Source organism: uncultured Cetobacterium sp. (assembly GCF_945952365.1).
GTDB lineage: Bacteria > Fusobacteriota > Fusobacteriia > Fusobacteriales > Fusobacteriaceae > Cetobacterium_A.
This window is the reverse complement of record NZ_CAMFHX010000049.1, coordinates 1-8,069: the sequence shown is the minus strand read 5'-3', so window position 1 is coordinate 8,069 and position 8,069 is coordinate 1. Positions and strand designations below refer to the sequence as shown.

At 31.0% G+C, this 8,069-nt stretch carries 6 protein-coding genes, 2 tRNA genes and 1 riboswitch; of the genes, 6 read left to right on the top strand and 2 right to left on the bottom strand.

Going from position 1 to position 8,069, the window contains the following annotated elements:
* The first annotated feature begins 66 nt into the window (after positions 1-66).
* The 5 genes from Q0O83_RS11520 to Q0O83_RS11500 all read left to right on the top strand — a co-directional run bounded on the left by Q0O83_RS11520 (position 67) and on the right by Q0O83_RS11500 (position 4,848).
* Positions 67-142 (top strand) — tRNA-Thr (locus Q0O83_RS11520).
* Between the two features lie 106 nt (positions 143-248).
* Positions 249-1,511, top strand: a complete 1,263-nt coding sequence (locus Q0O83_RS11515) for a hypothetical protein (RefSeq protein WP_294097237.1) — start codon at positions 249-251, stop codon at positions 1,509-1,511.
* Positions 1,512-1,597: 86 nt separating this feature from the next.
* Complete coding sequence (locus Q0O83_RS11510; protein ID WP_294097236.1) at positions 1,598-2,020, top strand: NlpC/P60 family protein; 423 nt, start codon at positions 1,598-1,600, stop codon at positions 2,018-2,020.
* Positions 2,021-2,142: 122 nt separating this feature from the next.
* Positions 2,143-2,323: riboswitch (cobalamin riboswitch) on the top strand.
* An 8-nt stretch (positions 2,324-2,331) separates the two neighbouring features.
* Positions 2,332-4,302, top strand: a complete 1,971-nt coding sequence (locus Q0O83_RS11505; RefSeq protein ID WP_294097234.1) for a TonB-dependent receptor — start codon at positions 2,332-2,334, stop codon at positions 4,300-4,302.
* Between the two features lie 6 nt (positions 4,303-4,308).
* Entirely contained in the window at positions 4,309-4,848 is a 540-nt protein-coding gene (locus Q0O83_RS11500) for a YkgJ family cysteine cluster protein (protein WP_294097232.1), read from the top strand.
* Between the two features lie 12 nt (positions 4,849-4,860).
* On the opposite strand, the gene Q0O83_RS11495 is transcribed toward Q0O83_RS11500, so the two are convergent.
* Both Q0O83_RS11495 and glmS read right to left on the bottom strand, forming a co-directional pair.
* Positions 4,861-5,715, bottom strand: coding sequence for a DMT family transporter (locus Q0O83_RS11495; protein ID WP_294097230.1), 855 nt, complete (start codon positions 5,713-5,715; stop codon positions 4,861-4,863).
* Between the two features lie 99 nt (positions 5,716-5,814).
* Positions 5,815-7,635, bottom strand: coding sequence for a glutamine--fructose-6-phosphate transaminase (isomerizing) (gene glmS / locus Q0O83_RS11490; protein WP_294097229.1), 1,821 nt, complete (start codon positions 7,633-7,635; stop codon positions 5,815-5,817).
* Between the two features lie 343 nt (positions 7,636-7,978).
* Between glmS and Q0O83_RS11485 the strand changes: the two genes are divergently transcribed.
* Positions 7,979-8,066 (top strand) — tRNA-Leu (locus Q0O83_RS11485).
* The last annotated feature ends 3 nt before the right edge of the window (positions 8,067-8,069 follow it).

Below are 8,069 nucleotides of genomic sequence, written 5' to 3'. Positions count from 1 at the left end.
GTAAATCTGACGGCTCTGCCTTCGAAGGTTCGAATCCTTCTCTCACCACCATTTTTTTATTTACAAGCCGCTTTAGCTCACCTGGTAGAGCAACTGACTTGTAATCAGTAGGTAATTGGTTCGACTCCGATAAGCGGCACCACTAGACATTTAACTCCAATATAATTGGAGTTTTTTTTATATATTAGATTTTGAAAAATTAAGGTATAATAGGAATTAATAAATTAATATGTAAATGGGGGAGCGAAATGAAGAAGAAAATATTTATGATGTTTTTTATATTTCTAAATTTATTTGCAGAAGAAAATTTTTTAAAAGTTAATTATAAGGCGAATGAACCTCTTTTAGGAAAAGGGCATTACCTTATATTATCAGATGTTCCAGTAGCGACATATGCTAATACAGTTGGTTATTTTTCAAATGTAGATATTCAGGGAAAGGTGACTCCGATTCAAAAAGATTTAGAGAAAGTTACTATAAAAAAAGATGGGGAAATAATAGTTCGAAAAGATGTAAAGTGGGAGCAGTATATATTTGAATTAGAGGATATTGACTTAGGAGGAACTAAGGTAAATTTCAGATGGAAAAGCTTAAACCGTCAAAGGATAGAGCTTATGATAAGTGAATGGAATCTAGTAAAAAATGATTATAAATTAGAAATTGAATACCAATATCCAGATAAAACTGAAGCGTTTAATTTGAATATAAGTATGCCAGAGTTTAATCCTGACATTTATTTAGATTTTGATTATAAAGCACCGATTTTAAAGAAACAAGAGTATGGTAAAAGATATTTAATAGTAAAAAAAGTTATAATGAATGACTATGACTTGGAGATTACTAAAAATAGAGTAAATTCAAATGGGTTACAGTTAGATTTGAAATCTGAAGTAGTTATAAAAGGTGTTGAAGATGATGGGTATGAGGGAATAGTTAAAGTTGTGCCATTGATAGAGAGTTATCCAAATATATATACTGAAATTTCAAATCAAAATATCATAGATGAATATAAAGAGTTTTACATAGGGCTAGAGTTACCAACAGATTTAAATCTGAATCTAAGTTATAAAATTGAAGAGGAGATTTTAAATTTAAGTTACAATAGAATAAGAAGAAGAATACTTCAAAAAGTAATACTACTACCTGCAAATAATGAAGTTACAAAAAAAGTTGCGCTAGATAAATGGTATATCCCTGGACAGAAGATATATATTGATGATTTCAAAAATACAAGAGGGTATTATCTTTTAGAACATAAAGGAGAGTTGACTGGAAAATATAGTAATTTTAAAATAAAAGTGGGAGAGGTTGAAGAGGAGATAGATATATTTGGAGAATCAGAAGAGATTCACTCAAAGTTTATAAGGATGAAAGTTGAGGATGGAAGAGTTTCAATATGTATAGATAGACCAAATGAGTTAACTCAAGGTACAAAATTTGAATATAATATTTTGGATGAAAAAGATAATCTGATTGAAGTTGTTAATTTAGAGTTCTATATAGAAAATTAAATATAGAAAAGTTAGAATGGGATCTAGAGAGGACGAAATATATGTTTAAGAGGGTAAAATTGTTAAAAGTATTATTTTTGCTGTGTTTGCTTATATTAACAGGATGTTCAGCAGCTAAGATCAGTGAAAAGGAAAGACAATACAGAATTGTTGAAATTTCTAGTTTTTATGGAGATTGGAAAGGAACAAAGTACGTTTTAGGAGGTACAAGTAAATCTGGGATTGATTGCTCTGCTTTTATGCAACAATTATATATAGAAAGATTTAAAGTGGAATTACCAAGAACAACTGAGAAGATGGTTTTACATGGTGAAAAAGTAAAAAAACGTGAAAAATGGGAAGTCGGAGATTTGGTATTTTTTAAAATTGGAAGAAAAAAAGTACGCCATGTTGGAGTTTATGTGGGAGACAATAAATTTTTACATGCTTCTACATCAAGAGGAGTTATTATTTCAGATCTGAATGGTTATTGGAATAATCATTTGTGGATGGTAAAAAAAATATTATAATTAGTTGGATACTAGCTGCACTGAATTATCAGTGCAGTTTTTTTGTATACTTAATTAGTTAGTATTTTTTTAATGTACTGATAGTTTTTTTGTTATACAAAAATTATATTGGTAAAGGGAATGTAAGGTGTGATAACATAGAAAGCAGAACAAAAGATGTTTTAATATGGAAGTGTGGTTAAATTCCACGACGGCCCCGCCACTGTAAAATTGATGAAAGCACAAAAACTCACTGAGGAAACTTGGGAAGAGGTGTGAGTAGGATGAGATGAGTCAGGATACTTTTAAAGCATTACTTCGAGGGAGGAAAAATGAATAAAAAATTTATGTTACTAAGTGTATTTGTTTGCACAGTTTTAACGTACGCAAAATTTGATGAGAAAGTTATTAAATTAGAGGAAAGTGTTATAACAACAGATAACTTTGAATCGAGTATAAAAGAGACTGGAGCAAATATAACTGTTATAACAAGTGAGGAGATAGAGGAAAAAGGAGCGCAAAATCTTGTGGATGTTGTAAGAATGGCTCCAGGAGTTATTGTTTCTCACTACTATGATAGCATTAGATTTGACGTGAGAGGGGCAGGTAGTCCTGTTCATGCAGAAAAGAATACAATAGTAACTTTAGATGGGATACCGATTAAAGGAGACCAGATAACAAATATACCGATAGCGAGTATTGAAAGAGTTGAAGTTGTTCCCGGAGGTGGAGGGATTTTATATGGAGATGGTGCTATTGGAGGAATTGTAAATATTAGATTGAAAAAGATTGATTCATTTGCAGAAGGAAAAAATTATTCAGGATATATAACAGGATCAGCTTCAAGCCATGAGTCGAATAAGTTTGGCATTGGTGTAAATACAAAAATAACAGAAAAAGTTGCTACAAGCGTCGGATATAACTCTAGTTTGAAAAGAAGTGATAAAAGAGGCGATGAGTATGGTGATATATTTAGTAAAAGAAAAAACTTTGTATTGAGTACAAAATATAATTTAAATAGTGGTGAGATCGATTTAAGATATACAAGAGATGAGAAAAAGTATGCTAAAGATGGAGATGTGTCAGAGGATATTTATGAAAGTGACAGTAAAAATCCTGGAAATATTTCTAGAGGTGAATCGTATAGTAATGATTATCACTTAGGATATAGATATGATTTGAGTAATAAAACTCAACTATACTCTTATTTAGGTTTTTATGAAAAGAAATTTGAAACACATAACCCTAAAAAGGGGGAAATAAAGCATGAAGATGATCAAGAAAAAATATATGGAAAAGTTCAAGTGAAACATAATTATACAGAGAGTGATTATTTTATGTTAGGAACTGATTTAACTAAAGAGATTGCGACTCCCCAGAAAGAGAAAAAATTAGATGATTCAACAAAAGATAGTTACGGAATATTCTTAATGAATGAAAATAAAAGAGGTAAATTTACATTTTTACAAGGGATTAGATATAATAAAGCTGAATATAACTACTATTTTAGAAATAGAGAACCAATTCCAACTGAAAAATGGAGCATTAAAAATAAAACAACATATGAAGATTATTCTTACACTTTAGAAACAAGGTATAATTACAATGATTCAGGTGTTGTTTATGGAAAGTTATCTAGAGATTTTAGAACTCCGTTAATTTCAGAGATGCGTTATACAGTGAATGCTGAAAAATTAAACCCTCAAACACAGGATACGGTAGAATTTGGTATAAAAGATTATCTAAATGATACCTATATAAGTTTATCGACGTTTTATAAGATGACAAGGGATGAGATTTACTATAGTGGTGAAGAGTATTCTAATTTCCCGTATTACAATATAGGAGATACAGAGAGATATGGAGTTGAACTTTTTGCAGAGCGTTATTTCGGAAAGTTAACCTTAAACACTTCTGTAACTTATATATATCATAAAATAAAAGAATCAAAATTTGAAAGTTTAGAAGGTAAAGAGGTTCCATTTATTCCAAATTGGAAACTAGGTTTTGGTGCAAGATATGAGTTTACATCTAAAATAGTTGGAAATATGGATGTTATATACTATGGGAACTACTTTGATTCAGATGATCCTACAAATATTAGGAAAAAAGATCAGGGAGACTATGCAACTGTAGATTTATCGTTATCATATAATCCGATAGTTGATTTAACAGTTACAGGAAGAGTAAATAATATATTTGATGAAAAATATGCAACTTATGTTGGATATTGGGATAATACAAGACAATACAATAGAGGGGATGGGAGAATTTATACAGTTGAAGCAACATATAAATTCTAATTGATTATGGAGAAGTTAAGGGATATTTTAGAGAATGCTAAAAAAAAGATTGTGAAGCTGAATGGTGAAAGGATTTGTAATCAAACGAGTAATAGATGTGGATGCTGCAGTGGTGATTATGCACTCATCTCTTTAAAAGAGAAAATAGAGATTTTAAAATTTGTGAAGTCAAATAGTGGGGTTAAAGAAAAAGCTTTAAAAAATAAATTAGAAGAATCGCCTTGTTATTTTCGTGATAAAGAAAATGGTGTTTGTTTGATATATGATTTAAGACCTATATGCTGTAGATATATTTCTTATAAAATATATGAAAAAGATGATTGTTATAAAACTTGTTCTCCTTTTGAGCCTTGTAAAAAAGGAAAGTCAACAGTGATAAAAATTGAAAAGAATAGAGTTTTTACAAAAGAGATACCTTTGAAAAGTTTCTTTTTAGATGATGAAGAATATTATTTTATAGATGATAATATAATATCGGAATATCAAGAATATAAAAAAACTCAAAATTTAAGGTTAAGTAGTATAATAGATGAAATAGAAAAGTGATTGCGAGAGCAATCACTTTTTTGATAGTTTATAGTTGAATAATGCGGCACCGATAATTATAAAGCCACCAATTAAGCTAAATATATCAGGAATCTCTTTCCAAACCATAAATCCAATTATAGCTGAGAAGATTATGCTTAGATATTGATAAATAGAAACTTCACTAGCTAAAGCATATTTATAAGCGTAAGCTAAACCTACTTGTCCAACTGTAGCAAAAACTCCAGTTAAAATAAGATAAAAAAGTTGAACTCTATTTGGTACGATAAAACCTTGTATAAGCATGGGTGGAATCATACCAACCATTGAGAATGCGGAAAACCATAAAACTAAAGTAGATGGTTCCTCCATAGTTCTTAAATATCTAACAAGTGTGTATGCTCCCCCTGCAAAAATAGCAGATAAAAAGCCTGCTAAAGCTGGTAGCATTTCAAAACTAAACTTAGGTTTTATAACAAGTAAAGCTCCAAATAAAACAACAACAAGTATTGGAATTTGATGTCTTTCCAATTTTTCTTTTAAGAATAGAGTTGCAAATATAGCAACAAAAAATGGTGAAAGTTTATTTAGTAAAGCTGAGTCAGCTAAATAAAGTTTATTTATACAATAAAAGTTTAAAACTGCTCCAGTTAAACCAGTAACACATCTAAAAATCATAAATAATCTACTTTTATTACTGCTACCCCAAATATTTATATTTTTTCCTTTTATAGAAAAAAGTAGCATCACAACTCCTACTAGATTTCTGAAGAAGAGTTTTTCAAAAGTAGAGATGTCACTACCTATAAATTTAACGGTAGCTCCCATTAAAGCCATACCTAAAGCAGATACACACATCCACAAAGTACCTTTTAATCTATCGTTCATAAAATATCCTCCCTTGATTCTAAAAATATTATATCATGAAAGAATGTTAAATTCTACTTAAAAAGTATAAAAAAAAGAGTCGTTAGACTCTTTTTAAATTCACTCAACAGTAACTGATTTTGCTAGGTTTCTAGGCTTATCTACATCAATTCCCTTTTCAACAGATGTAAAGTATGATAAAAGTTGAAGTGGGATAATAGCTAAAAGAACAGAGAATACATCATCTATATCATCAATTCCAATAAATTCATCTGATGCTTCAATAGCTTCTTTGCAACTTCTTCTTGCAATAGTTGTGATATGAGCTCCTCTAGCCTTTAGTTCTTTCATATTAGAAACTGTTTTTTCTAAAAGATTAGATTGTGTAGCTACAACTATAACAGGCGTTCCTGGTTCTATTAGAGCGATTGATCCATGCTTTAATTCGCCAGCAGCAAAAGCTTCTGTGTGTATATACGTAATCTCTTTCATTTTTAATGATCCTTCAAGTGCAGTGGCAAAATCTACTCCTCTTCCAATGTAGAATCCGCTACTTTTATCTTTCATAAAATTAGCAACAGATTTTAGAAGGTCTGTATTTTGAAGTTCATTTTGAACTTTAGAAGGAATAGTGTAAAGAGATTTAATTAATCTATTTACTTCTTCGTTATTAAGTAACCCTTTCTTTTCTGCTAAGTAGATAGAAAGAAGTTGGAAAATGATAACCTGTGTCGTATAGGCTTTAGTTGATGCAACGGCAATTTCAGGTCCAGCCATAGTGTAGATAGTGCTGTGAGCTTCTCTAGAGATAGTAGAACCAACAACGTTTGTAATTGCTAGAGTTTTAGCTCCTCTAGCTTTAGCCTCTTTTAAAGCCGCTAAAGTATCCAGAGTTTCTCCAGATTGACTTACGAAAATAGCTAAAGTATTTTCATCTACAAATGGATTCATATATCTGTATTCAGAAGCGATTTCAACAAGAGCATTAGTTCTAGAGATTGATCTTAATGCATATTGCCCTTGTAGTCCAGCATGGTATGCAGTTCCACATGCAACAATATGAATCATATTAAATTTTTTAATCTCATCATCTGATAAAACATCTGAAAAATCAATTTTACCATCATGAATTCTTCTGTTTAAAGTTTCTTCGATAGATTTAGGTTGTTCGAAAATCTCTTTAATCATAAAATGAGGGTAGCCACCTTTTGTAGCTTGCTCATAATCCCATTCGATAAATTTAATCTCTCTCTCTACAGGAGATAAATTTTTATCAAAGATTTGAATAGAATTTTCAGTTAGTTTAGCTATATCACCATCTTCTAAAAAATACACATCCTTTGTATATTTTAGAATAGCTGGGATATCAGAAGCTATAAGATTTTCATTCTCTCCAATACCGATAACAAGAGGACTGTCTTTTCTAGTACAAACAATTTCGTTTGGAAAATCTTTGTGAATAACTCCAAGAGCAAAGCTTCCTCTTAAACGAGAGATTGTTTCTTTAAGAGCTTCTAATAGATTTCCTTTGAAAACTGAGTGTAAAAGGTGAGCAACTACCTCGGTATCTGTGTCAGATGTGAAGTGATATCCTTTTTCCACTAACTCCTCTTTTAGAGATGAATAATTCTCTATAATTCCGTTATGAACAACAGCTATAGATAAATCTTCGCTGTAATGTGGATGAGAGTTTCTGTCAGAGGGTTCTCCATGAGTAGCCCATCTAGTGTGTCCAATTCCGATATGAGAGCTCAAATCAAGTCCTTCTAGATGAGACTCTAAATTCTTTAATCTACCTTTCTTCTTCTCGACTATAATTTTAGAGTCTTTTATAACGGCAATACCTGCTGAATCGTAGCCTCTATACTCCAACTTTTCTAGTCCTTGTAAAACAACGTTCTTTGCATCTCCTTTTCCTATGTAACCAACAATTCCACACATAAAAAAATCCTCCTTAAAATATTTAATTTTCAATGTTCTTTATATTTAAGAAGAATTACTACTTACCCTCTTTTGTCCTAAAAGTCACCTTTTAGTTTTGTAGAAGGTCTAAGGTTGTAGTAACCTCTGGAATATCCGCCGAATGTTCGATAGTTCCAGTCCTCGTCAACTTAAAAAGTTCTGGCGCTTATTTTCTTTTTAATTCTCCTTAATATAGAGTCAATTCATAGTATCATAAGAGAAAAAAACTTGCAACAAAAAAATTTTTAAAAAAAATAAAAAAACTTGTTGACTTTTAGTAGAAAAAATGGTACTATTATTTTGTTGAGAGCGAAAGCGATCAGCCTGGGTGGCGGAATAGGTAGACGCACGGGACTTAAAATCCCGAGCTATCTGATAGCGTGCCGGTTCGATTCCGGCCCCAGGCACCAATA

Bases quoted from the DNA above. Each gene is read 5' to 3' on its own strand.
- Q0O83_RS11515 (WP_294097237.1), top strand. From the start codon at position 249: ATGAAGAAGAAAATATTTATGATGTTTTTTATATTTCTAAATTTATTT.
- Q0O83_RS11505 (WP_294097234.1), top strand. From the start codon at position 2,332: ATGAATAAAAAATTTATGTTACTAAGTGTATTTGTTTGCACAGTTTTA.
- Q0O83_RS11500 (WP_294097232.1), top strand. From the start codon at position 4,309: ATGGAGAAGTTAAGGGATATTTTAGAGAATGCTAAAAAAAAGATTGTG.
- Q0O83_RS11495 (WP_294097230.1), bottom strand. From the start codon at position 5,715: ATGAACGATAGATTAAAAGGTACTTTGTGGATGTGTGTATCTGCTTTA.
- glmS (WP_294097229.1), bottom strand. From the start codon at position 7,635: ATGTGTGGAATTGTTGGTTACATAGGAAAAGGAGATGCAAAGAACGTT.